We start from the raw sequence: 25537 nt of genomic DNA, 5'->3' as shown, positions 1-25537 counted from the left end.
ATAAATTAAACAAAATAAAATGTTTATTTAATATACAATAAAAAGAAAAAAGAAAGTAATTATTTAGTAATTTTTCAGACAATAAAGACTAGAATTTATTAGTTTAGGAGGTGTGAGTTGCTAGATATAAAAAATGAGAAGAGTGAGTTGTTTTGGGAAATATTTTCAAAACAAGATAGATTGAAGATTGATGAATTTCAAAAGTATATGGACAAGTTTGCAGTAAATTTCAACCTTTATAAAGATGGAAATTTTATTGAAAGATCGCTTCCTTTTGACGTTATTCCAAGAATAATTGATTCAAAAGAGTTTGATAAGATGGATAAAGGTCTATCTCAAAGAATTAAGGCTTTAAATCTTTTTTTAGAAGATTTATATACAGATAAAAAAATTATCAAAGACAAAGTTATTCCAGAAGAATTTATTTTTCAAGCCAAAGGTTATTTAAAAGAGCTTGAAGGTTTCTCTCCAAATAAAAAAATCAGAACACATATAAATGGTATAGATTTAGTAAAAGATACAATCACTGATGATTGGGTTATTTTAGAAGATAATTTAAGAGTTCCAAGTGGAGCTAGTTATCCTTTATCAGTTCGAGATACTTATAGAAAAATTTATCCAGATTTTTTTGAAAAACTAAAAATAAAACCAATAAAAGGTTATCCCTCTATTTTAGAAGAAGCTATGAATTATGTTAGTTGCGGAGGAATAAATGTTGTTTTAACTCCAGGAAGATTTAATTCAGCATATTATGAACATGCTTATTTAGCTAGAAAAATAGGTGCTCAACTTGTAAGAAACGATGAATTAATAGTTAAAGATAAGATTTTATATTTTAAAAATTATAATGGTCAACTAATCAAAGTAGGGGCTGTTTATAGAAGATTGGATGATGAATTTTTAGACCCAAAATTCTTTAATGAAGAGAGTCTAATAGGTGTTCCAGGAATTATGGAAGTATATTTAGCTGGTAATGTAGCGATTATGAATGCACCTGGAAATGGTATTGCTGATGATAAAGGTATTTACTATTTTGTACCAAAAATGATTGAATATTATTTAGGTGAAAAACCAATTCTAAGAAATGCACCAACATATTTACCATATTTTGAAGATGATAGAAAATATGTATTTGAGAATATGCATAAATTAGTTATTAAAGATGTGGCTGAAGCTGGTGGTTATGGAGTTATGTTTGGTCATGCTATGTCAAAAATTCAGTTAGATGATTTAAAAACAATAATTAGTGCAAATCCAAGAAGATTTATTGCTCAAGAGTTAATAGAGTTTTATGATGAAGAGTGTTATATAAATGATGAAATTGTTCCAAGAAAAGCTGATTTTAGGGCTTATGTTGTTATGGCAGAAGAACCAAAAGTTTGGCAATGTGGATTAACAAGATATGCAATGGAAGCTGGAAATTATTTAGTTAATTCATCTCAAGGTGGTGGATTTAAAGATACTTGGGTAATGGAGGATTAAGATGGAGCAATTATTAACTGCAAATGTAGCAAATAATCTTTATTGGTTTGGAAGATATTTAGAGAGAATTGAAGCCACTTTGATTGAAGCTGTTTATCATTTTGATAGAATAATTGATATAGATAAAGATTCTGGAAAAACTTTTTATAAAAAACTTGGAGTTGATTTAGAGTATGAAAATGCTAAAGAATTTTTAAATGTGGCAGTATTTGGAAATCATAGTGCAAATGTTTATAATCTAATCTCTTATGCAAAAGAGAATGCAATTATAAGTCGGTCTAATATGGATACAGAAGCCTTTGGTTCTGTAATTGAATTAGCAGATTTATTAAAACATTCAAGTCATTCAAGTTTTAGTATAGATTGTAGATATATTGATTATGTTTTATCTTTGATTAGTGAAATTTGGGGAGAGTTAACAAGACGTCAAAAAAGAAATAATAGTGATTATTTTATAAGACTTGGAAAGCTAGTTGAGAAGGTTGATTTTCATCTAAGAATAGAAAAAGATAAAGAGTTTTCACTGGTTCTTATGGAAGAAATTGATAAAATCGTAACAAGATTGGCTCCTGATGCTAAATTCAAACAACATGATGAAAATGAGTCTTATGAAACAATTTTGAATTCGGTAAACAATAAAATAAAAAAAATAATAGTTGAGGAATAATGATAATAGAAGAAATCTTCACATCAAATTTACCTGTTGGTGAAAAACTTGCTATAAAAAGAGCTAGATTTGAATCTACAGAAATAAATGATAACAAAAAAGCTAAAAGAATTTCAATTGTTAGTGGTATTCATGGCGATGAATTAGAAGGACAATTAGTTATTTATCTTTTAGCTGATTGGCTAAATAAAAATAGTGAAAAACTAAGGGGAATAGTCGATTTATACCCTGCTGTTAACTCTTTGGGTGTTGATACAATTACAAGAGGATTTCCTTTATATGATGTTGATTTGAATAGGGCATTTCCAGGAAGTGCACAGGAGTTTCTTCCTGGTCAAGTTGTTCATGCCCTTGCAAATGATGTAAGAGGAAGTGATATAGCTATTGATATTCATTCAAGTAATATTTTTTTAAGAGAGATTCCTCAAATTAGAATAAATAAAGAGTTTTCAAAAGATACTTTACCTTTAGCAAAAGAGTTAAACTGTGATTTTATTTGGATACATGATGCGGTAACAGTTTTAGAAGCTACTTTTTCACATACTTTAAACTCAATGGGTACAAAAACACTTGTTGTTGAAATGGGTGTTGGAATGAGACTTACAAAAGAGTATGGAAACCAACTTTTAATAGGTATTTTAAATCTTATGAAAAAAGAGAGAATTATTGAGTGTGAAGAGAATTTTGATGTAAGAGTTCCTTTTAGTTCAGAAATTGGAGATGTTTTTTATCTAAATGCTCCAAGAAGTGGACTTTTTGTTCCTGCTCTTGACCATTGTGCGATTATAAAAGAGGGGAATAAAATAGGAGATATTGTTGACCCATTAAGTGGAACAATATTATCTACATTATTTGCTCCTAATGATGGAATTTTATTTACATTAAGAGAGTATCCAGTTGTTTATGAAGGTTCTTTAATAGCTAGAATTTTTGGAGAAAAAAGTGGAAAAAATTGAGATTTTAAAAATAGAATCACTTAGTCGTGCTCCTTTAGTAGTTGAGGGATATTTATTTAAAGGTTCAAATCCAAAAGCTCCAAGAGTTGCTGTTGTTGGTGCAATGGAAGGAGATTCTATACTTCCTTTATATTGTGCTTCATCATTGGTTGATTTTTTTAAAAATAAAATTGAAGAAGAGAAAATAAAAGGTGATATTTTAATTATTCCTTCAATAAATCATTATGCTTTGAATATTGGGAAAAGATTTTGGCCTTTGGATAATACTGATATAAATATGATGTTTCCAGGATATGAATTTGGTGAAACAACTCAAAGAATTGCAAAAAAAGTTTTTGATGCAATAAATGGTTATGATTATGGAATAATCCTAGAAAGACGTCCAGATCCAGCTACTTGTGTACCATATATAAAACTTTATAAAAGTGGATATGAAGATTTATTAGCCGCAAAAAGATTTGGTTTTAAACTAATTCATCATAGAACTATGAAATCAATAGATACTGTAACTTTACAATATAACTGGCAACTTTGGGGAACAAAAGCATTTTCTGTTATTTGTCCAAGTGATAATCAAGTGGATAAAAAAATAGCAAGCCAAATAAATCAAGCAATTATTAGATTTATGGACAAAAGTAAAATCATTAATTATCATATCTTCAATGGTTATGAATCAACAATAATGGATAGAAATACAATAAGTATAGTAAAATCACCAAAAAGTGGAATTTTTATACCAAAAGAATTAGCTGGGAATTATGTATCAAAAGACCAAATAATAGGGGAAATAGTTGACTCTTTAGAAGGTAATATAATTCACCAATTTTTAGCTCCTTGTAATGGAATGATTACTTGTTTTTACAGCAACTCACTTATTTATGAACATGCAGTTACATTTAGAATAGCAAGAATTGGCTAAGCCAATTTTTCTATTTTTTTAAATAGCTATTGACAAGTTAAAAAAAATAAATTATAATTTCACCAATTTAGTAGGTGATAAATGAAAGTATCAAAAAAAACTGATTATGCATTAAGAGCTTTATTTGCAATTGCAGAACAAAAAAATAGTTCTATTTCAATTAGAGAGTTATCTGAAAGTACAGATGTTCCAAGAAGATTTTTAGAAAACATAATGCTTGAGATGAATAAAGCAGGTTGGGTTAGTAGTATTCCTGGTCGTTATGGTGGATATGTTTTAGCAAAAGCTTCAAATGAAATAACTTTAGGTGAAGTTATTAGGCATTTTGAGGGAATGATAGCAATGATTTCTTGTGTATCAGTTTCTAATTATGAGCCTTGCTCTCAAGAGAGTAAATGTTATTTTAGAAGAGTCTTTTTAAATATAAGAAATTTGACTGCACAAATTTTGGATAAAACAACAATTGCTTCTTGTTTGATGCAAGAACCAATAAAAAAAGAGGATATTTTTAAAGAAGAATTTGTAGGTGGATTAGGAATCTAATCAAAACACCTATATTTTTTTTTGATTTTTAATATTCACCAATTTAATGTATATTATATAGAAGGAGATAATTATGATGTGTGATATGTGTATGAAAATTTTTTTATCAAAATAAGGTGAGATTTTTTAAAAATCTTTAATAGTTCACACATTTAGTGTATGTTAATTAAAACAGAGGAAATTTAAAATGAAAAAAGTAGTAAAAGATATTAAAAAATTAGTTTTAGCAGGTCTATTAATTCCTGCATTTGCGATTGCAAATGATAATTATGATTATAAAGCTGAAGCAGCAAAAAATAAATTAGAGATATTAAATGTTTCTTATGACCCAACAAGGGAGTTATATTCTCAATATAACAAAGATTTTGCAAAATATTGGAAAGAAAAAACAGGACAAGAGATAATTATAAAACAGTCACATGGAGGAGCTGGAAAACAAGCACGAGCTGTGATTGATGGATTAAAAGCAGATGTAGTTACTTTGGCTTTAGCTTATGATATTGACAAAATTTCACAAAGTACAAAATTATTTCCACAAGATTGGCAAACAAGACTTGAAAACAATTCATCTCCTTATACTTCAACTATTGTATTTTTAGTAAGAAAGGGAAATCCAAAAGGTATAAAAGATTGGAATGATTTAGTAAAAGAGGGTGTTGAAGTTATTACTCCAAATCCAAAAACATCAGGAGGTGCAAGATGGAACTATCTAGCAGCTTATGCTTATGCAATAAAACAAGAGTTAGGAGATATTACTAAAGTAGATAGAAACTCTGAAAAGTTTAAAGAGGCTGATAAAAAAGCAATTGAATTTGTAAAAAAAGTTTATAAAAATGTTCCTGTTCTTGATTCAGGTGCAAGAGGAGCTACAAATACTTTTGTTCAAAGACAAATTGGAGATGTTTTACTTGCTTGGGAAAATGAAGCTTTTTTATCTATAAATGAGTTAGGTGTTGGTGAGTTTGAAATAGTTGTTCCAACTGTATCAATTTTGGCAGAACCTCCTGTAACTGTTGTGGATGAAAATGCTAAAAAGAATGGAACTTATGAAGTATCTAAGGCTTATTTAGAATATTTATATTCACCTTCAGGTCAAAAATTAGCAGCTAAAAACTATTATAGACCATATAAACCAGAATTTGCAGATAAAGAAGATATAGCAAGATTTCCAAAACTTGAACTTTTAAAAATCAATGATGTTTTTGTGGATTGGAAAACAGCACAAAAAACACATTTTGATGATGGTGGAACATTTGACGCAATTTACAGATAATAAAGAGTTTGAGATTAATCTTCCAAATAGAAAAGAGTTTTTAGAAGATAACAAAAAAAATAAATTTAATAAAGTAGCTATTTTTGATGTTAATGGTTTTGGAAATATTAATCACTATTATGGATACGATTTTGGAGAAAAAGTATTAAAAATAATCTCTTTAAGATTAGAAAATAGATTTTTAAATAGCAAAATCTATTATTTAGGAGCAGACATTTTTGCGTCTGCTTCAAGTGAAGATATTTCAAAAGATAGGTTTATCCAAACTATAAAATCAATTATTTGGTATTTTGGTTATTCACCTATTGAAGTTGATGGATTTAAAGTTTATATACCTTTGAGAGTTGGTGTTGCTATAAATTATCCTGAACTTTTGTTTACTGCTGAGTTTGCTTTAAAACAAACAAAAGTAGTAAAACATAATCTAGTGATTTACGATGCTGAACAACACCATATTTGTCATCCAAATTCTTTATCAATAGAACAAGATTTGTATTGGGAAGGGCAAATAATAGAAGCAGTAAGAAAAGATAAATTTGAAATTTTTGCACAGTTAATAAGCAATCAATTTGAAAAAAAATATGAGATCTTAGTTCGTATGAAAAACTCAAAAGGTGAAGTAATAAGTCCATATTTTTTTATAAATAGAGCAAAAAAAATCAATTTATATAGTGAAATTACAAAAAAAGTAATTCAAAAATCTTTTGAATATTTTGAAAATAAAAATATAGAGTTTAGTATAAATCTCTCAATTAGTGATATTTTGGAAAAAGATGTTGTAGATTTTCTGATACAGAAAATTTATGAGTTTGATATAGGACATTCTTTAACAATAGAAATTACAGAGAGTGAAGGTATTGATAATATTGAAGAGGTTATCTCTTTTATAAAAATTGTCAAAAATCTTGGGGTAAAAATAGCAATAGATGATTTTGGAACAGGTTATTCTAACTTCTCATATTTAGTTAGATTACAAGCAGATTTCATAAAACTTGATGGTTCTATTATTCAAGATATAAACAAAACAAAATCAGCAAAAGCAGTTGTTGAAGCAATAGTTTTTTTTGCTAAGAAAATAGGAATAAAAACTGTTGCAGAGTTTGTCTCTTCAAAAGAGATTTATGAAACTTGTAAAGAGTTGGAGATAGATTATTTTCAAGGATATTGGTTTGATGAGCCAAAAAATGTTAAAGAATTAAAATAAGGGAGTTTTAAAATGAGATTGAATTTTGGAGTATTAAAAAGACCAAAATCACCAATACCAGGGTTTGGATTAACTATGGGATATACTGTGTTTTATCTTAGTATCATAGTTATCATTCCTTTAATAGCACTTTTTACAGAGGCTTTTAGTTTAGGTTGGGAGGCATTTATAAACGCAACAACAGAAGCTAGAGTAGTTGCAAGTTATAAACTAACATTTGTTACTTCACTAATTGCTGCACTTGTAAATACTTTTTTTGGACTTATCGTTGCTTGGTGTTTGGTTAGATATGAGTTTTTTGGAAAAAGAATTTTTGATGCAATTGTTGATTTACCATTTGCACTTCCAACAGCAGTTTCAGGAATTGCTCTTACAACTCTATATTCGTCACAAGGTTGGTTTGGACAATATTTAGAACCACTAGGAATTAAAGTTGTGTTTACTCCTATTGGAATTACTATTGCTTTGATTTTTATAGGACTTCCTTTTGTGGTGCGAACAATTCAACCAGCACTTGAAGAGATTCAAATAGAACAAGAGGAAGCTAGTGCATCTTTGGGAGCGAGTAGATGGCAAACCTTTTATAAAGTGATACTTCCTACAATTTTTCCAGCACTTTTAACTGGATTTGCTTTGTCATTTGCAAGAGCTTTAGGTGAATATGGTTCGGTTGTTTTTATTGCTGGAAATATGCCATTTAAAACAGAGATTAGTACACTTTTGATTATTACAAAACTTGAACAATACGATTTTGCAGGAGCAACAGCAATTGCAGTTGTGATGTTAGTAATCTCTTTTGTGATGTTGTTATTAATAAATATGCTTCAAAGATGGAGTTCAAGAAGAAGAGGAATGGAGGCTATATGAAAACAAGAAGTAATTCAAAATCATCGTTAGATGAATCAAAAGTTGTTAAATATTTATTAATTGGAACTGCTGTTAGTTTTTTGATGATTATGTTGGTAGTTCCTTTGATTACTATATTTGCAGAAGCTTTTAGAAAAGGTGTAGAAGCCTATTTTGAAAGTTTTAATGATGAATATGTTCTTCAAGCAATAAAACTAACTTTAATTACAGCTGTTATTGCTGTTCCTTTGAATTTAGTTTTTGGAGTATGTGCATCTTGGGCGATAGCTAAATACTCGTTTTTTGGAAAAAGTTTTTTAATCACTTTAATTGATTTACCTTTTGCTGTAAGTCCAGTTATTTCGGGATTTGTGTATGTTTTATTATTTGGAGCGCAAGGTTGGTTTGGTTCTTGGTTAATCGCAAATGATGTTCAAATTATTTTTGCAGTTCCTGGAATTGTGTTAGCAACTATATTTGTAACTTTTCCTTTTGTGGCAAGAGAGTTAATTCCTTTAATGCAAGAACAAGGAAACGATGAAGAACAAGCTGCACTTCTTTTAGGAGCTAGTGGTTTTCAAACATTTTGGAAAGTTACACTTCCTAATATAAAATGGGGACTTCTATATGGAGTTATTTTATGTAATGCAAGAGCAATGGGTGAATTTGGGGCAGTTTCAGTTGTTTCTGGACATATCCAAGGAGTAACAAACACTATGCCTTTACAAGTTGAGATTTTATATAACGAATATAACTTTGTAGCTGCATTTGCAGTTTCTACACTTTTAGCCATACTTGCACTTTTAACTTTGGTTTTAAAATATATTTTAGAGTGGAAAGTTCAAAGAGAATTAGAAAAATTAAAAATAGAAGAATAGACAAGGAATAATAAAATGAAAATTGAAGTAAAAAACTTAACAAAATATTTTGGAAACTTTGTAGCCCTTGATAATATAAATTTAGAAATAGTTGAGGGTGAACTTTTAGCACTTTTAGGACCATCAGGGAGTGGAAAAACAACACTTCTAAGAATGATTGCAGGACTTGAAACAGTAGATGACACAGATAAAGGTGAGATTTTATTTAATAATATTGATGTTTCTAAAAAAGATATAGGTGATAGGGATATTGGATTTGTATTCCAACATTACGCACTTTTCAAACACATGACAGTTTTTGAAAATATCGCTTTTGGTCTTAGAGTAAAACCAAAAAAAGAGAGATTATCAAATGATGAGATAAATAAAAAAGTTACAAAACTTTTACAACTTATTCAACTTGATGGTTTCGCAAACAGATTTCCTTGGCAATTATCTGGAGGTCAAAGACAAAGGGTTGCATTAGCAAGGGCTTTAGCCGTTGAGCCAAAAGTTTTATTACTTGATGAACCATTTGGTGCTTTAGATGCAAAAGTGCGAGCAGATTTGAGAAAATGGTTAAAAGAGTTACAAGAAGAGTTGAAAATAACAACAGTTTTAGTAACACATGACCAAGAAGAAGCACTTGAAGTTGCTGATAGAATTGTGGTTATAAGTAAAGGAAAAATAGAGCAAGTTGGAACTCCTGAAGAGGTATTTCATAATCCAGCAAATGAGTTTGTAATTAACTTTTTAGGAAATGTAAACCTGTTCCATGGAAGAGAGGAAGATGGAAGATTAAATATTGATTCATCTTTAGAAAATCAAGATAATAACTCTAAATTTTTAATCAGACCACATGAATTAGAGATAGTTTCAGTAAATGATAAAGAGGCAATTTTACAAGCAAAAGTAAGATATATCCAACTTGCAGGTTCACAAGTAAAAGTAGAATTAACACATTTGGAAAATGAAACAAAAACAGTATTGGTTGAGATTTCTCACTATGAATTTAAAGAAAAAAATATAAATAAAGGTGACATTGTAGGAATCCGACCAAGAGCATTAAGAACATTTGAAGATGGAGCAGGGATATAAGTTGTACACAATAAAATTATTTTTATATAAAAATGTAATTAAACTACACAAAACAAATAAGAATAAGCCTTATTATGTAAGAATTATGTAGCTTATAATTAATAAAAGAATATAATAACGAAATAATTTGTAAATAAGGAAAACTTATGCTAAAGAATTTAAGTACAAAGATGAAACTTCTATTGTTTCCTTTAATGTTTATAGCAATTGTTATTATTTGTGCAATAATTTACGTAAATAAAAGTAATTTTGCAGAAAAAAGAAATGAAATAGCAATTAAAACTGAAGTATTAATTCAAGAACTTCTAAAAGGAAGAATAGCTGTTTATCAATATATGAGAAATCCAAGTGATGATACAGCACAAAAAGTAAAAGATACTTTTAAATCATTGGATAATGAAGTAACAACATTAAAAAGTATATTAGTAATTGAAAAAAATAAAATCATATGTGATGAGATTCTTGACTCTTCAAAACAATATATTTCAGGTTTTGAAAGTTATTCATCAAAATTTACTAAAGACCCACAAGAAACACCTGAATTAAAAGAGATCATAGCAAATATGGTAAAAGTTGGAGGAGTTTTAGAGAGTAAAATTAAAGAGATAAATAATACTGCAATTGAGTCAAGAATCGCAGCTTATGAGTCTTTAAATACAATTTTAAGTATTGTAGCAATTGTAGCAATTCTTATTTTTATTTTAATCTCTTTATTTATTTCTAAAATAGTTGCTAACTCTTTAGACAACTTCAAATCAGGATTAATATCGTTCTTCTCATACTTAAATAGAAGTTCAAATCAAATCTCTTTATTAGATGATACAGCAAAAGATGAGTTTGGTGAAATGGCAAAATTTGTTAATGATAATATCAAACAAATTGAAAAAACAATCAACCAAGATAACTTATTAATTGATGATGCAAAAGTAGTAATGAGTAGAGTAAATAATGGTTGGTATGGACAATTTATTGAAAAATCAACGTCAAATACTTCATTAGAAGAGTTTAAAAACAATGTAAATAAAATGATTGAAAGTACAAGAAAACGATTTGAAGAGGTTGATGTAATCTTAGAAGAGTATGCAAGATTAGATTATAGAAAAGCATTAAGAATGCATCCAAATGATGAAAAAGGTGGAGTGTTTGAAAGATTAGTTGTAGGTATTAATACTCTACAAACTTCAATTACTCAAATGCTAATAGATAATAAAACAAATGGATTGACTTTAGATGCAAGCTCGGATATTTTACTTGTAAATGTAGATAAATTAAACCAAAGCTCAAATGAAGCAGCAGCCTCTTTAGAAGAAACAGCAGCAGCAATAGAACAAATAACTTCTAATGTAAGAAATAATACAGAGAATATTGCAAAAATGGCTAAACTTTCAACTGAAGTAACAAACTCAGCTAACCAAGGTGAAAAATTAGCAAATCAAACAACTCAAGCAATGGATGAAATCAATAATCAAGTTAACTTAATCAATGAAGCAATTACTGTAATTGACCAAATAGCATTCCAAACAAATATTCTTTCTTTAAATGCAGCAGTTGAAGCTGCAACTGCTGGAGAAGCAGGAAAAGGATTTGCAGTTGTTGCACAAGAAGTAAGAAACTTAGCATCTCGTTCAGCAGAAGCAGCAAAAGAGATAAAAACAATAGTAGAAAATGCAACTTCAAAAGCAAATCATGGAAAAGAGATAGCTGATCATATGATAGATGGATATAAACAATTAAATGAAAATATTTCTCAAACTATAAATTTAATTTCAGATATTCAAAACGCTTCAAAAGAACAATTACTAGGAATTGAACAAATAAATGATGCAGTAAATCAATTAGACCAACAAACACAACAAAATGCAATGGTGGCAAGTCAAACACATGATGTAGCAGTAATAACAGACCAAATAGCAAAATTAGTTGTAACTCATGCAGATGAAAAAGAGTTTAATGGTAAAAATGAAGTAAAAGCAAAAGATATGAATCTAAAAAATACACAAAAAGAGATTTATGTAGCACCAATTAAAAAATCAGTACCAAAACAACATACACAAACAGTATCAACAAATAAAGATACAAAAGTAATCACATCAACAAAATCAAATGATGATGAGTGGGAAAGCTTCTAGGCTTTCCTTACTCTTTTATTGCTTCAACATTTACTTTAACTTTTAAAGTACTTCCTCCACTACTTTGAACAACACCTTTTAGAGGTGAAATATCTAAATAATCTCTTCCATATCCTAAGATTATATACTCTTCATTTGGAATTTTGTTATTTGTTGGGTCAAAATCTACCCAACCAAAAGTAGGAATATAAATAGAAAACCAAGCATGAGAAGCGTCTGCCCCAAAAAGTTTTTCTTTTCCTTCTTCTGGAATAGTCTGAATATAACCACTTACATAACGTGTTGGAATTCCAATACTTCTTAAAGCTGAAATTGCAAATTGTGCAAAATCTTGGCAAACCCCTTTTTTCTCTTTAAAAACTACTTCAATAGGAGTTGTAATATCTGTAAATCCTGATACAAAATCAAAATCATTAAAAATACGTCCCATAAATTCATAAGTAGCATTAAATAGGTTCTTTTCATCACTAAAAGATTCTAAGATATACTCTTTTATTTGTGAAGAAGGTGTTGGAATAGACTCTGTTTCAAATAAAAAGAGTTTTGCAAGAACATCATCTTTATAATATTTATTAAGTCTCTCTTTTGCTTCACCAACTGTAATAGTGATATTTTTTAAAGACTCAAGCTCTTTGTTTATTTCACTCTCTATTCTTTCAACTTTTGATTTTGCAATTACTTTTAGGGTTTTATGTGATTCTCGAATTAACATAAAATTATTAGTATTTTCAAAATAGTCAATAAATTCAGAAGTTTCATATGGTTTTGGCTCAATATGTAATGAATACTCCAATAGTTTTTGAGTTGTTGAATTTTTTGGTTTTAGTCTTGCAATATTATGACTAAAAGTTACAAGTGAGGCATAATCAAATTTTGTTTCGTGGTATATTTCATAAATCATAATTACTCGTTATAGTGTGAAAAATATGTTTTTGTTAACTCTTCAGAAGTTTTGCTTAATAAATCAGAAATTATTGAAAGGAAATTTTCTAACTCTTTATATATAAATTCATCTTCTTTTATCTCTAAAAGTTTATTAGAGTTTGCAAGAGTTATCATTGAAAAGGCTTTAAAAACAGGCTCTTCAAAATTACTTAATCTTGATGAATGACTATTTTTTGGTAGTTCTTTTAAATCTTCTAATAATTGAGTGATAATATAAATTAGTGATTTTGGGTATTTTGTATTAAAAAGTAAAAAATCCAAGACATTTTTTAAATCTAATGATGATTTATAATAGGCTCTATATGAGTTGTAACTCTCATAAGAGTTAAGCATAGAATCTAAAACATCATACTCTAAAAGTTTATCAAGTTTTAAAGTAAGTAATGACCTTAATTTAGAGATTAAAAGTTGAGAAATCTCAATTTTACAGCCGATATCATAAAGAATTAAACCTTGTTCTTTGAAAATACTCTCATCAATCAACTCTTTATATGCCATTAGATAAATTAAAAGTTTATCAAGCTCATTTATATGGTCTTTATATGATAAAACTTCTCTTTTATTATAGTTATTCCACTCTTTTTGCATCTTTTCATAAATACGCCAAGCTTCCATTGTAAGAAGATTTTTTACACTTGCATTTAGGTTTGAAAGTAAACTAAGTGAAAAAGAGAGACTTCCTACTCTATTTTTATCTTTTATTAGTGAAATAATTTCAGCAAGTGGTTGTTTTAACTCTTCATCTAAAAATCCAGGATAACACATTGTTAGGTGAGTAAGTGCTGTATTTAAGATTTTTGTTGTTTGTTTTGAGTTTGTATTATCATCATATCTGTTGATATTTAACATTGATTTTAAATTAAATCTAATCATTCTAGCTGTAGTAATAGCTCTACTTAAATATCTTCCCATCCAAAATAGATTTTCAGCTCTTTTTGTAGAGATATTTTCAAGTCTTGAATCAAAAAAGGCTCGGTTTTTAAAGATATTATTTCCAATAAAATCCTCATCTTTTCCTAAAATCCATAAATCTTTACTTGCTCCTCCCTTTTGATTTGAAACAACTAATGAATCTTTTGATGGCGAAACACGGATTAATCCACCTTGTAAAACTTGATAATCATCTTCATCTAAGTAAGAAAAAGCTCTAATTACAGTATTTCTTGGTTCAATTTTTCCTTTTGAATATGAAGGTGTTGTTGAAAAATCAATAATCTCTTGACCAACGTAATAGTGTGGATTTTTTTTGATTTTTTCACTTAACTCTAATAATTGTTCTTCATCAAATTTATTTGCAAAATATACTTCAATATTGTCAGTTCTATCAATCTTTTTTACTATTAGATTTTTTAGATTTTCTAATACAAAATCCAATTCTTTTTTTTGTCCACACCACCAAGTTGCAATTTGTGGAAGAAGTAACTCTTCATCTAATAAAAATTTTGCGATATTTTTCATAAATGGATTTAAACCAATATTCTCAAGTATTCCTACTCCAATTGGATTAATCATAGATAAATTATCTTCTCGCATTACATTTACAAGACCAGCAACTCCCAAATGAGAGTTGTTTTTTAATTCAAGTGGGTCACAATATTGTGCGTCAACTCTTCTAATCAAAGTATCAACCCGCCTTAAACCTTTTAAACTTTTTAGCCAAAGGTGATTATTTTTTACAAGTAAATCTTCACCTTGAACTAAAGTTAAATCTAAATATGAACTAAGATATGAGTGCTCAAAATAGGTCTCATTTAGTGGACCTGGAGTTAAAAGAGCTATTAAAGGATTCTCTTGATTTGAAGGAGATAAAGATTTAAGCATATTTTTATAACCCTCTATAAATTTAGCCATCTTCTTTATTTCAACATTTGGATATAAGTCATTTGAAATTGAGTTCATTGTAAGACGATTTTCTATTGCATATCCAAGACCTGATGGTGATTGAGTTCTATCATTTATAACCCAAAACTTACCATCTGGACCTCTACTTATATCACTTGCATAAAATCTTAAAGAGTAATAATCTTTGTTTTTAAAGTTAAAAACTTCAGGAATAAAACTTTTATGACCAAAAACTATTTCAGCTGGAACAATTCCTTCTTTTATTAATCTTTGTTCAGTGTATAAATCTTTAAAAATTAGATTTAGAAGTTTTGCTCTTTGTCTTAATCCTTTTGAAACCTCTTCCCACTCTTGGCTTGTTATAACCAAAGGAATAGGGTCAAGATTCCATCTTCTATTATTTCCTTCTGGGTCATTATAAATATTATAAGTAACCCCATTATCTTCAAGTCGCCAATCAATCTCTAGTTGTTTTTGTTCTAATTGTTTGATTCCTGCATTTTCAAGTCCAGCTATAATATCTTTCCAGTGAGGTCTAATATTACATTCATTATCAAACATTTCATCAAATGATGATTCTAACCTACAACTATCAAAAATTGACATCTAATTTTTTATCCACCTTTGTCTTAAATCTAATGTATGAGGATACTCTTTATTTTTTGGCATTTCATGGAAGTATAATTTTTTACTTCCAGTTCTACTTGTCATAACTCTTGCTGCTTCAACTGCAAAAACAGAGTTTGCTTCACCTGTGATTTTTGGCTCATAAGGTGTTACTTCCCCTTGAGAGTGATTAAAATCCCAATATCTGTTTATTCTTCTTGATTCAGCTTCATAAGAGTTTACAGGGAAAGTATCATAACTTCTTCCCCCTGGATGTGTAACAAAGTAGTTAAATCCACCAATTGATCTTGTATTCCATTTATCTATTATATCAAAAGTTAAAGGTGTATCTACTTTAATGGTTGGATGAAGGGCTGACCAAGGTTGCCAAGCCTTGTATCTTACTCCACTTACATACTCTCCTTCAACTTCAGTTTTTGTTAGAGGAACTTGAACACCATTACAAGTTACTACATATCTTTCTTCATTGAAATCTTTTATTTTTATTTGTAGTCTTTCAAGTGAAGAGTCCACATATCTTGCTGTTCCTTGAGAACTTGATTCTTCTCCTAAAACATGCCAAGGCTCAATTGCAGCTCTAATTTCTACATGCATTCCATTTATCATAGTCATTCCATATAATGGGAACCTAAATTCAAAAAATGGGTCAAACCAATCAAGTTTAAACTCATATCCTTCATCATTTAGATACTCAACTACACTTTTTAAATCCTCTTTTACATAGTGTTCTAGTAAGAATTTATCGTGAAGTCTTGTTCCCCAACGAATAAGATTGTGTTTATATGGTCTTTTCCAAAAACAAGAAACTAAAGCTCGAACTAATAACATTTGCAAAAGGGCCATTTGTGAATGTGGTGGCATATCAAAAGCACGTAATTCTAAAATACCAAGTCTTCCACTTGCACTATCAGGTGAATAAAGTTTATCTATACAAAACTCACTTCTGTGGGTATTTCCTGTAATATCCGTTAACATATGTCTAAATAATCTATCTGTTAGCCAATAAGGAACATCTCCACTTTCAGGTATTTGAGAAAAGGCAATTTCTAATTCATATAGATTTTCAACTCTTCCTTCATCAACTCTTGGTGCTTGAGAAGTTGGACCTATAAATGCTCCTGAGAAAAGGTAAGATAAACCAGGATGATGTTGCCAAAATGTGATTAAACTTCTAAGTAATTGAGGATTTCTCAATAGTGGTGAATCACTTGGTTCCATAGCTCCAATAGTTACATGGTTTCCACCACCAGTTCCTGTGTGTCTTCCATCAATCATAAACTTTTCAGTTCCAAGTCTACATAATCTTGCATCTTCATAAAGTGAAAGTAGGTTATCACTTAACTCTTTCCATGAACTTGTTGGTTGAATATTTACTTCAATTACTCCTGGGTCGGGAGTTACTTTGATTCTATCTGTTCTTAAATCATGGGGTGGTTCATATCCTTCAATAATAACAGCTAAGTTTAATCGTTTTGCTGTTTCTTCAATAGAGGCAATTAAATCCAAAAATACTTCTGTTTTTTCAATAGGAGGAAGAAATATACAAAGTTTATTATCTCTTATTTCAACACTTAAAGCTGTTCTTACAAAAGCATTATATTTATTTTTTAAAGTAGTTTTTTTGCTCATTTTTTTAGCACGTTTTTCAACTGCACTAATATAATCTCCTAAAGCAGGATAAGAAGCAAATAAATCAGGTTCAAAATCTTGTTCTAATTCAACTTGAGGTTTAACAATAAGTGATTCAAGTGGAAGTCTAAGTCCAATAGGAGAGTTTCCTGCTCCTAAAAACAGATGACCACGTCTAAACTCCCATTTTGAAGTAATCCATTTTGAGATTCCAAAACTAACAGGAAGTACATATCCTACTTCATTATTTAGTCCATAAGTTAATTTTTGAGCAATAGTTTTTCGCTCTAAAGGGTCTTTTAAATCATATTTTAAAGGGTCAATATCAATAGGAAGTTCAGCTTCTTTCATAATATAATAAATAGGGTCTTCAAAGGCTGGAATTATATTTTCATCACTAATCCCTAAAATTAAAGATAAAGTAGAGATAAATTTTTTTGCATCAGCTATTGAGTAATCATAACTTTTATTCATATCAGCTAATAAATCTGGATTTTTCCAAACAGGTTTTTTATCTTTTCTCCAAAAAACAGTTGTTTGCCATCTAGGAAGAGGCTCTCCTGGATACCATTTACCTTGAGCATGATGTAATAATCCACCATTTGTATTTGTTTCAAGTAATCTTCTTGATAGATTATTTGCTAATTCTCTTTTATGAGGTCCATCTGCTTCACTATTCCATTGAGCTGATTCCATATCATCAATAGATACAAAAGTTGGTTCTCCTCCCATAGTCAAACGAACATCATTTTTTACTAAATCTTCATCAACTTTGAAACCTAAATTATAAATAGCTTCCCATTGCTCATCTTTATAAGGTTTTGTAACCCTTGGTGATTCAAAAATTCTTGTAACAGTGTTTTCAAAGAAAAACTCTGTTTCACATTTATCACTAAATCCTTCAATAGCGTGAGCGCTATTATAGTGTGGTGTACAAGCAAGTGGTATATGACCTTCTCCTGCAAAAAGTCCACTTGTACTATCAAGTCCAATCCATCCTGCACCTGGAATATAAACCTCTGTCCAAGCATGTAAATCCGTAAAGTCATTTTCAGGACCACTTGGACCATCAAGTGATTTTACATCTGCTGTTAATTGAACTAAATATCCTGAAACAAAACGGGCAGCAAGTCCTAAATGTCTTAAAACTTGTACAAAAAGCCAAGCAAAATCTCTACAAGAACCAAGTTTTTTCTCTAAAGTAGTTTTACAACTTTGCACACCAGCTTCAAGTCTAACTGTATAGTTTAAATGTTGATTGATTTTTTGATTAACTTCAACTAAAAAATCGATAATAGGTTTCTCTTTTTTATCTAGTTTTTTAACAAACTCTTTTAGTAATTTACCTTTTTCTTCTATTTTTAAATAAGGTTTTAATTCATGTTTTAAATCTTTTTTATATTCAAAAGGGTAGTTTTTAGCACTATCTTCCACAAAAAAGTCAAAAGGATTTATTGTAATCATATCTGCAATAATTTCTACATCAACACAAAACTCTTTAGTTTTTTCTGGGAAAACTAATCTTGCTAAATAGTTTCCAAAAGGGTCTTGTTGCCAATTTAAGAAATGATTGTCAGGTTTTATTTTTAATGAATAGGCTTCAATAGGTGTTCTACTATGAGGAGCTGGACGTAACCTTATAATGTGTGGAGACAATGAAATGGCTCTATCATATTTATAGTGGGTTTTATGGGAAATTACGACTTTTAAAGACATATTTTAATCCTTTTTTTGAATTAAAATCATTATACAAGAAATAATAATAAGTTAGTTATTAAATTTTGTATATAAGTAATACAATTGTAACTAAAACTTATTGTTTATATTTTAACATTTAATTTTAGCACTATTTGTTAGTTAGTGCTAGATTATAATATCTATATATAAAATTTAATAAAAATATTAGCACTATATATTGACAAGTGCTAAAAAATATGTTAATATTTCACTAACTTGATAAATAATAAGTCAAGTTTATAAGAAATTAAGGAGTTAGAGATGTTAATAACAAAATTTGACCCATTTAAACAATTAAAAGAGCTAGAAAAAAATTTTTATAATCAATCGAAAAATGAAGGTGTTGGTGCTTTCGTCCCAGTTGTAAATACAAGGGAAGGAGAGTTTGCTTATCATGTTGATGTTGACTTACCTGGTGTAAAAAAAGAAGATATTAAAGTTGATATAAATAAAGGTGTTTTAACAATCAGTGGAGAAAGAAAACTAAAAGAGGAAGTTAAAGAAGAGGATTATTATAAAGTAGAAACATATTTTGGTAAATTCTCAAGAAGTTTCACACTTCCTGATAATGCTGATATAGAAAATATTGAAGCAAGCAGTGATAATGGAGTTTTAGAAGTAATTATTCCAAAATTAAAAGATGACAATACTAAAAAAACAATTACAGTAAAATAAGAGGGAGTGAAAACTCCTTCTTTAAAAGGAGATTTCAATGGAAAAGAACAATACAAATAAAATCGATTATATTATTTTGATGAGTATTTATACTTTATCAATTTTAAGTTCATTTTTTATTTTACAAAAGTAAAAACTTAAGAAGATAATTTTAAAATAGTTATCTCACTTGAAGCCCCCAATCTCATGGGTGGTCCCCAAAATCCTGTTCCTTTATTAACATAAACTTGAGTTGAATCACTATGTTGATTTAAACCTTTTACATATGGTTGTTGAAGTTTTACTAAAAAATTAAATGGAAAAATTTGTCCACCATGAGTATGTCCACAAAGAATTAAATCTATATCTTTTGTGTCAATTTCTTCAACAAATTTTGGCTGATGAGCTAATAAAATAGTTGGTTCATTTTGAGTATTTTCTAAAGCTTTTTTTATGTTAGGTTGGAAAGAACCATATCTATTTCCAAATCTATCATAAACACCACAAAGATAAAATCCTTTATTTTTTTCTCCAATATAAACATTTTCATTTTCAAGTGTTTTTATATTTAGAGTATTTACATAATCTATAATTGGTTTAACTCCATGAAAATACTCATGATTTCCAACAATAAAAAAGTTTCCATATTTTGAATTTATGTTTTTTAATTCATCAAGTGCAGGTTTTGCATACTCAAGTTTTGTATCAACTAAATCACCAGTTATCACAACAACATCAGGATTTAGAATATTTACTTTATTTACTAAATTTTTTATAAAATCTTTTGTAATTAATCCACCAATATGAATATCACTTAATTGAACAATAGTGTAAGGTAGTTTTAAATTTTTTATTTTTACATCAACAACTTCAAGTTCAATATCTCTTGCATTATCAATTGCTTTTGCATTTGTTGCAATTACAGCAGAAACTATACCAATATCTAAACTTTTTTTGAAAAATTCTCTTCGGTTTTTTGTATATTTTGTTTTAGATAAACCAAATGAGATGAATTCATGGAATAAAGTGATTATAAATGTTAAAAAAATCACCCCAATTGGTAAAGAAAGGAGAAAATAGAGCCAGTTAGGCACTATTGGGAAGTATCTAGCTATTGGGTACATTAGTACCCCAAAAAATGTAAGATATAGTAAAAAGCTAAGATACTTTTTTGTTTTATAATTAAAATCCAGTTTATTTATAAGACGTTTTTTTATTACCCAAGTTTGGAAAGCAAAAACACTTAAAAAAACTGAAAAAAATATTATAAAACTCATGGGTGAATTGTAGACATTTTAAGTTAATGAACTTTAAATGGAATGTTTACTTTTTGTGTAGTGAAAAAAACTTCGAAAAATAAATAATTGTTACTAAATAATATATAAATAAATGTTTTTATTATAAAAAATAAAGAAAACCTAAAAAATAGTCTTTTATGAGTAATTTATTGGTTAGTATTTCAGCAATAATATGTATTTATACATTATTAAATAATTAACAAGGAAAAAATAATAAGAAAATCATTAGTTATGACAAGTTTAGTTTTAGCAAGTACATCAATGATGGCTATGGACTTACAATACTTTTTAGGTGCAGGTGTTGAAAGAGTAAATGCTGATGTAAAAGGAACATTTGATTATTCTATTGATGGTGAGTCAGGAAGTTTTTCGGGAACAGAAAGTTTTAAAGATACAGGTTTATTATTAAAAGCTGGTGTGATTTTAGACAAAACACATAGAGTATCTTTATCTCATAGAAAATTTTCGAAAGATGAAACAGATGCAACAACAATTTTAGGAAGTTATGATTATTTAATCCCAATGAATGAACAATTTAGATTGTATGCAGGAGCACATTTAGGTAATACAAAAGTTGATTTTAATTATATGGACTTTGATATGTCAGGATTAACTTATGGAGCACAAGTTGGGGCAATTTATGATATTACAAAAAATGTAGAATTTGAATTAGGATTTGCATATTCTAAATACAACGTAGATAAATCAATATCGGTATCAGAAGGAGCAGATTTTTTAGATGCAAATTTAGAACTTGAAGATTCAACATCAATGTTTGCAGGTTTAAATTTCAAATTCTAATTTTTGAAATTCTCCTAGTTTTTAAATCAAAAGGGAAATCGAAATTTATTTTGTTTTCCCTTTTTTATAAACTAATTTACAATTTTTTTAATACTCTCAATCAAATTTTTAATATCTTCTTTTGTTTGTGAAAAATGAATAGAAATCCTAACCCATCCTGGACGATTATTTATATCAAGCTCTTTTATTCCAAGTAAATCATGTCCATAAGGTCCAGCGCATGAACAACCTGCTCTTGTTTGAAAATTATCAGTTGAAGATAAATTATTACATAAATCATAAGGGCTTAAACCTTTTATATTAAAAGAGATTATCCCTATATTTTCAACTTCCTGATTTCCATAGATAATACAATTTGGAATCTCTTTAAGTTCACTAATAAAATACTCTTTTAACTCATTTTTTCTATTTTTTATAAAATCAAAACCTATTTCATTTCTTAGTTGATAAGCTAAGCTAGCTCGAATAAATTGTAAAATAGGTGGAGTTCCAGCATCTTCTCTTATTTCTACATCTTTTTGATAAAGTTGTAAATCTTTATTTACATATTCAACTGTTCCACCACCTGCAAAAGAGGGGGGAATAGAAGTATCTATTAAATCTTTTTTAATGATAAGTAATCCACAACTTCCAGGACCTCCAAGAAGTTTATGTGGAGATAAAACTAAAGCATCATAAAGCTCACAAGGTACATTTATATATGGACTAGAAGCTGCTGCATCAAACAAAACTTTTCCACCATAACGTTTAATAAGTTTTGATATCTCTTCATAAGGAGTTATTATTCCAGATACATTTGAAGCTATACAAAAACAACCAATTATTTCTCTATGAGTATTTTCTTGCAAAACTTCTTTTAATTGAAAAAGGTCAACTAATCCATCATTTGTTAGTTTTATTCTTATAACTTCACACAAAGCTTCTCTATAACTTACTTCATTTGAGTGATGTTCATAAGGACCAACGATGATTAGAGGAAGTTTCTTTTTAGCTACAGTTATTCCAAATCTTTTAACTGTTGCTGGTGGAATATATATTCCTAATAACTCTTGAAATTTTTTTATAGCAGCAGTTGTTCCACAACCACTTGGAAGTATTGCAAACTCATCATTTAATTCCAAAGATTTTGCTAGATTTTTTCTTGCAAGTTCATAATAATTTGATGTGGTATCAGCATTTGAAGCCTCTTTTGAGTGAGTATTTGCATAAGTTTCTAAAACATCAAAAATTCTATTTTCTATTTGTCTAAATGCAAGTCCTGAGGCAGTGTAATCAAAATACTCTTTTTTATTTTTTCCAATTGTGTTGTATCTAATAAAGTCTAAAATATTTGTATTTTCATTGAAAAAAGGTCTAAAAATATTTTTGTTCATAAATTTTTACTCTTTATAATTAGTTATTGTTATTTGTTTTATAATTTTAAGTTATTTAGTATAAGAGTTGGCTTCAATAAAAAGAGCTTATTAAAAAGCTCTTTTTTAAATAAAAGGATTAAAGTTGATTTTTTCCAACTCTTTTGCTAAGTTTTCTGCACTACTTGTTGGAACATCAAGAATGATGATATTTCCTTTGTGTGTGATTTTTACTCTACTTGCTTCATATTTTTCAAGTAAAGAGGATAGGGTATCGATATTTGTACTTTTAATAGTTGAAGAGCCAATTCTGCAACCAATATAACTTTCACCTTCGATTTTGCTTTTATTAATTCCAAGTCTAGGTTTTCTTGGTACGATATTTTCAATTTTATTTATATTTCTTTGAATTTTATAATTTATTGTTGAATTTAAAATATCAGAAAATTTATTGAATCCCCAATTATTTACTAGATATTCAAATGTACTTCTTTTAGGATTTTCTCTATCTCCAAAATCTTTATAAATATTAGCAATTGCTTTTGCTGTATTAATAACTTGTGCAGGAGTTATATATCCAATAATTTTGTCCAAAATTTTAACAGCAAAAATAATTTTATCTTTTTCATCTTTTGTTGCATTAAAACTAACATCAGGAGTAAATCTCACATCACACCCTTCTTCATAACCACTTATTGCAATTTGAAGTTTATTTGGAAGATTTTCAAAATTTTTATTTCCAATAAATGTTTCATTTAACTTATTTGCAAGAGGTTCAACATCCAAAAGTTGAGTATGGTCTATTCCATTTACTGGGCAAGTTAAAACTCTTCTTACTGTATGTCCTGCTTCAAAATAAGTGTTTAATTTTATCTCTTGAAGTAGCTTAAAAATCTCTGGTAAATCAAAAACTTTTAGATTTGTAAGTTCTATTTTTTGTTCATCTGAAAAAATTAAAGTTTCATTACTATATTTTTTAGATATTAAACTAAGAGTTTTTAATTGAATTAAATTTAACTCTCCCATAAACAAAGGAATTCTTAGTTTAAAATAGTTTTGTTGTTCATCTTGCGCATAAAGTCCATACCATTTGAATCTTTCTAAATCTTCAAGACTCATTTTTTCACCAAAAACAGCATAAAAATAGATGTCTGCTAAGACATCTATTCCACTTTTTTCTTTTTTGATTTTCTCAATATTTAATGCTAGGTTATTAGACATTAGATAGCCTTACAATCCCATTCAGGATAGTTTCTTCTAATAAATTCATTTAATTCAATTTCAGCTTTTGAATAAACTTTTTTATTTTCTTCTAGTTTTGCAAAACCTTCAATAGAAGAGATAATCATACCTGCACCAACAGTAGAGTTGTTATATTTATCAATAATGATAAAACTTCCAGTGTATCTATTTTCATGGTATGGATCAACTGCAATTTCTCTATCAAGTGATAATGTACATTTTGCAATATCATTTAAAGCTAATTCACTTGCATCAACTTCATCAAAAGTGTTGATATTTTTCTTAAATTCAATTGCGTTAAATGCACCATTAATTACAGATGTTGCTCTTTTAATCACATAATTTTGATTTAGTTTCATTGGAGTTTCATCCATCCAAACTACCATAACTGAAAGGTGATTTGATACTTTTGGAATATCTCCAGTTTTTACTATCATATCACCTCTACTTATATCAATCTCATCTTCAAGTGTGATAGTTGTAGCCATTGGAGCAAATGCTTTTTCTACTGTTTCAACAGTTTCATCTTTTCCAATTGGTCTTAAATCTTTAATATCATTTGATACTATTGATTTAACTTTAGATGTTTTTCTTGATGGTAATACAGTTATTTCATCACCAACTTTGATTTCACCACTTGCAATTGTTCCACTAAACCCTCTAAAATTTAAGTGAGGTCTTATTACATATTGAACAGGAAGTCTAAATGATGAAGACTCTTGTTTATGAATAGGAATAGTGTCTAATAATGGCATTAAAGGTAAACCTTTATACCAAGAACATTTTGGAGAATTTGTTAAAATATTGTCTCCATCAAGTGCTGAAATAGGTATAAACTCTATGTTTAAGTCATTGTGATGAGGTAAAAATGAAATAATATCATTGTAATCTCTTTTGATTTTTTCAAATACCTCTTGGCTAAAATCAACTAAATCCATCTTATTAATAGCAACGATTAGGTTTTTAATTCCTAAAAGTGATGCAATATATGAGTGTCTTTTAGTTTGAGTTAAAATCCCTTGTCTAGCATCAATTAAAATAATAGCAACATCAGCTGTTGAAGCACCAGTTGCCATATTTCTTGTATATTGTTCGTGACCTGGAGTATCGGCTATGATGAACTTTCTTTTTTCTGTTGAGAAAAATCTATAAGCAACATCAATAGTAATACCTTGTTCTCTTTCACTTGCAAGTCCATCAACTAAAAGTGCTAAATCAATTTTATCACCAGTTGTTCCAACTTTTTTACTATCTTTTTCAATAGCTGCTAATTGGTCTTCAAAAATCATTTTTGAATCGTATAATAATCTTCCAATTAGAGTTGATTTTCCATCATCTACACTTCCACAAGTAATAAATCTTAAAATCTCTTTGTTTTCATGCTCTTTTAAATATTGTTCAATATTTTGCGAAATTAAATCTGACTGATGTGCCAT

The 25537-nt window shown here is 28.5% G+C and carries 20 protein-coding genes; 13 read left to right on the top strand and 7 right to left on the bottom strand.

The genetic code is table 11. From position 1 onward, the window contains the following. The first annotated feature begins 117 nt into the window (after positions 1–117). The 11 genes from AELL_RS14115 (at position 118) to AELL_RS14065 (ending at position 11974) form a co-directional block, all read left to right on the top strand. A complete protein-coding gene (locus AELL_RS14115; protein WP_118918567.1) occupies positions 118–1482 on the top strand; it encodes a circularly permuted type 2 ATP-grasp protein in 1365 nt (454 codons plus the stop codon). Between the two features lies 1 nt (position 1483). Continuing rightward, positions 1484–2149 carry an alpha-E domain-containing protein gene (locus tag AELL_RS14110; protein ID WP_118918566.1) on the top strand — a complete coding sequence of 222 codons (666 nt, stop codon included), beginning with the start codon at positions 1484–1486 and terminating at the stop codon, positions 2147–2149. Next, positions 2149–3105, top strand: a complete 957-nt coding sequence (locus AELL_RS14105; RefSeq protein WP_118918565.1) for a M14 family metallopeptidase — start codon at positions 2149–2151, stop codon at positions 3103–3105. Before AELL_RS14110 ends, AELL_RS14105 begins: the two co-directional genes overlap by 1 nt. Further along, on the top strand, positions 3092–4024 hold the full coding sequence (locus AELL_RS14100; protein WP_118918564.1) for a M14 family metallopeptidase: 933 nt from the start codon (positions 3092–3094) through the stop codon (positions 4022–4024). Before AELL_RS14105 ends, AELL_RS14100 begins: the two co-directional genes overlap by 14 nt. 81 nt (positions 4025–4105) lie before the next feature. Next, the gene (locus AELL_RS14095) at positions 4106–4567 is read left to right on the top strand and encodes an RrF2 family transcriptional regulator (protein WP_118918563.1); all 462 of its coding nucleotides are present in this window, start codon (positions 4106–4108) and stop codon (positions 4565–4567) included. Between the two features lie 187 nt (positions 4568–4754). Further along, the gene (locus tag AELL_RS14090) at positions 4755–5840 is read left to right on the top strand and encodes a sulfate ABC transporter substrate-binding protein (RefSeq protein ID WP_118918562.1); all 1086 of its coding nucleotides are present in this window, start codon (positions 4755–4757) and stop codon (positions 5838–5840) included. After that, entirely contained in the window at positions 5821–7044 is a 1224-nt protein-coding gene (locus AELL_RS14085; RefSeq protein ID WP_226805996.1) for an EAL domain-containing protein, read from the top strand. The genes AELL_RS14090 and AELL_RS14085 overlap by 20 nt, the downstream gene beginning before the upstream one ends. Positions 7045–7056: 12 nt before the next feature. After that, on the top strand, positions 7057–7911 hold the full coding sequence (cysT, locus tag AELL_RS14080) for a sulfate ABC transporter permease subunit CysT (RefSeq protein WP_118918561.1): 855 nt from the start codon (positions 7057–7059) through the stop codon (positions 7909–7911). Further along, positions 7908–8768 carry a sulfate ABC transporter permease subunit CysW gene (cysW, locus tag AELL_RS14075; RefSeq protein WP_118918560.1) on the top strand — a complete coding sequence of 287 codons (861 nt, stop codon included), beginning with the start codon at positions 7908–7910 and terminating at the stop codon, positions 8766–8768. Before cysT ends, cysW begins: the two co-directional genes overlap by 4 nt. Positions 8769–8783: 15 nt before the next feature. Continuing rightward, complete coding sequence (locus AELL_RS14070; protein WP_118918559.1) at positions 8784–9845, top strand: sulfate/molybdate ABC transporter ATP-binding protein; 1062 nt, start codon at positions 8784–8786, stop codon at positions 9843–9845. A 146-nt stretch (positions 9846–9991) separates the two neighbouring features. Further along, positions 9992–11974 (top strand): methyl-accepting chemotaxis protein, encoded by a 1983-nt coding sequence (locus AELL_RS14065; RefSeq protein WP_118918558.1) that lies wholly within the window; start codon positions 9992–9994, stop codon positions 11972–11974. A 7-nt stretch (positions 11975–11981) separates the two neighbouring features. Here AELL_RS14065 and AELL_RS14060 read toward each other — a convergent pair whose 3' ends face one another. From AELL_RS14060 to AELL_RS14050, 3 genes are read right to left on the bottom strand one after another with little or no spacing between them, the layout of a single operon-like run. Further along, positions 11982–12875 carry a transglutaminase family protein gene (locus AELL_RS14060; protein ID WP_118918557.1) on the bottom strand — a complete coding sequence of 298 codons (894 nt, stop codon included), beginning with the start codon at positions 12873–12875 and terminating at the stop codon, positions 11982–11984. Between the two features lie 2 nt (positions 12876–12877). Further along, a complete protein-coding gene (locus AELL_RS14055) occupies positions 12878–15367 on the bottom strand; it encodes a circularly permuted type 2 ATP-grasp protein (RefSeq protein WP_118918556.1) in 2490 nt (829 codons plus the stop codon). Beyond that, a complete protein-coding gene (locus tag AELL_RS14050; protein ID WP_118918555.1) occupies positions 15368–18733 on the bottom strand; it encodes a transglutaminase family protein in 3366 nt (1121 codons plus the stop codon). It abuts the gene before it with no gap. A 282-nt stretch (positions 18734–19015) separates the two neighbouring features. Here AELL_RS14050 and AELL_RS14045 point away from each other — a divergent pair, with 282 nt between their 5' ends. Further along, positions 19016–19429 (top strand): Hsp20/alpha crystallin family protein, encoded by a 414-nt coding sequence (locus AELL_RS14045; protein WP_118918554.1) that lies wholly within the window; start codon positions 19016–19018, stop codon positions 19427–19429. A 137-nt stretch (positions 19430–19566) separates the two neighbouring features. Here AELL_RS14045 and AELL_RS14040 read toward each other — a convergent pair whose 3' ends face one another. Continuing rightward, positions 19567–20460, bottom strand: coding sequence for a metallophosphoesterase (locus AELL_RS14040; protein WP_226805995.1), 894 nt, complete (start codon positions 20458–20460; stop codon positions 19567–19569). A 477-nt stretch (positions 20461–20937) separates the two neighbouring features. Here AELL_RS14040 and AELL_RS14035 point away from each other — a divergent pair, with 477 nt between their 5' ends. Continuing rightward, the gene (locus AELL_RS14035) at positions 20938–21507 is read left to right on the top strand and encodes an outer membrane beta-barrel protein (protein ID WP_118918552.1); all 570 of its coding nucleotides are present in this window, start codon (positions 20938–20940) and stop codon (positions 21505–21507) included. Positions 21508–21578: 71 nt separating this feature from the next. On the opposite strand, the gene AELL_RS14030 is transcribed toward AELL_RS14035, so the two are convergent. From AELL_RS14030 to cysN, 3 genes are all read right to left on the bottom strand, one after another. Next, a complete protein-coding gene (locus AELL_RS14030) occupies positions 21579–22880 on the bottom strand; it encodes an aminotransferase class V-fold PLP-dependent enzyme (RefSeq protein ID WP_118918551.1) in 1302 nt (433 codons plus the stop codon). Positions 22881–22985: 105 nt separating this feature from the next. Then, positions 22986–24080: a sulfite reductase gene (locus AELL_RS14025; RefSeq protein ID WP_118918550.1), complete on the bottom strand. Its 1095-nt coding sequence runs from the start codon at positions 24078–24080 to the stop codon at positions 22986–22988. Further along, complete coding sequence (cysN, locus tag AELL_RS14020) at positions 24080–25537, bottom strand: sulfate adenylyltransferase subunit CysN (protein ID WP_118918549.1); 1458 nt, start codon at positions 25535–25537, stop codon at positions 24080–24082. The genes AELL_RS14025 and cysN overlap by 1 nt, the downstream gene beginning before the upstream one ends.

It is taken from the genome of Arcobacter ellisii, from assembly GCF_003544915.1.
Classification (GTDB): Bacteria; Campylobacterota; Campylobacteria; order Campylobacterales; family Arcobacteraceae; genus Aliarcobacter; species Aliarcobacter ellisii.
The sequence above is the reverse complement of the archived record's forward strand: the minus strand, read 5'-3'. Positions and strand labels throughout refer to the sequence as shown.